Annotated in this window: 1 protein-coding gene; it reads right to left on the bottom strand. The window is 68.4% G+C overall.

The genetic code is table 11. The features are described 5' to 3' along the window. Nucleotides 1-990, bottom strand: a 990-nt coding sequence (gene recF / locus IVB47_RS24000) for a DNA replication/repair protein RecF (RefSeq protein ID WP_247464938.1), incomplete at its 3' end; no start/stop codon positions are given. Nucleotides 991-1014 lie beyond the last annotated feature (24 nt).

The raw sequence follows: 1014 nt of genomic DNA, 5'->3' as shown, positions 1-1014 counted from the left end.
AGGATCGAGGTGCGCGACGACCTCGTCGAGCAGTAGCAGCGGCACGATGCCCGTCATCTCGGCGACCAGGCTCGCATGCGCCAGCACCAGCCCGATCAGCAACGCCTTCTGCTCGCCGGTCGAGGCATCGCGCGCCGGCATGCTTTTCGGCGCGTAGATCACCTGCAGATCGGTGAGATGCGGACCATCCGTGGTGCGACCCGCGATGGCGTCACGCGGACGGTTGTCGCGCAGGATCTGGCGGTAGCGATCCTCGACCGACGTCGCGGTCTCCGTCAGCAGCGCGTTCTCCATCCAGCCGTCGAGCGCGATCTGCGCCGAGGGGAAGGCGGAGGCTTGCGCGCGCGCGTTGAGCATGCCGGTCAGCCGCGCCGCGGTCTGGCCGCGGGTTGCGGCGACCGCGACCGCAAGCTCTGCGGTCTCGCGCTCGATCGCGTCACACCAATGGTCGTCGTAATTGCGGGTCTCGAGCAGGCGGTTGCGCGAGCGCAGGGAACGTTCGAGCGCGGAGATGCGGCTGGAATGGTCGCTGTCGATGGCAAGCACCAGGCGGTCGAAGAAGCGCCGGCGCTCGGACGCCGCTCCCATGAACAGCCCGTCCATCGCCGGCGTCAGCCACACCATGCGGATGTGGTCGCCGAACGACGCCGCCGAATTAACCGGTTCGCGGTCGATGCGGCAGCGCCGGCTGACCGGGCTATCTGCGCGCGGCGGATCGATGCCGGTGCCGAGCGTGGCAAGGCCCAGCGCGCCTTCGACCTGTGCCGACACCGCCCAGGAGCCGTCGCCCTGGTTGTCGGCGACGTCGTCCAGCGTCGCGCGCCGCAAGCCGCGTCCCGGCGACAGGAACGAGATTGCCTCGATGCAATTGGTCTTGCCCGCTCCGTTCGGCCCGACCAGCGCCACCATGTCAGCCTTCGCCTCGAGCCCCGCCGCCCGGTAATTACGAAAATGCGTCAGCGTCAGGCGATGAATGCGGGAGGGGGTCATGTTGTCTTTGTCATTGCCGGGCAT

This window comes from Bradyrhizobium sp. 62, assembly GCF_023073035.1.
Classification (GTDB): Bacteria; Pseudomonadota; Alphaproteobacteria; order Rhizobiales; family Xanthobacteraceae; genus Bradyrhizobium.
Note: the sequence above shows the minus strand (reverse complement) of the source record. Positions and strands in the feature narration are given on the sequence as shown.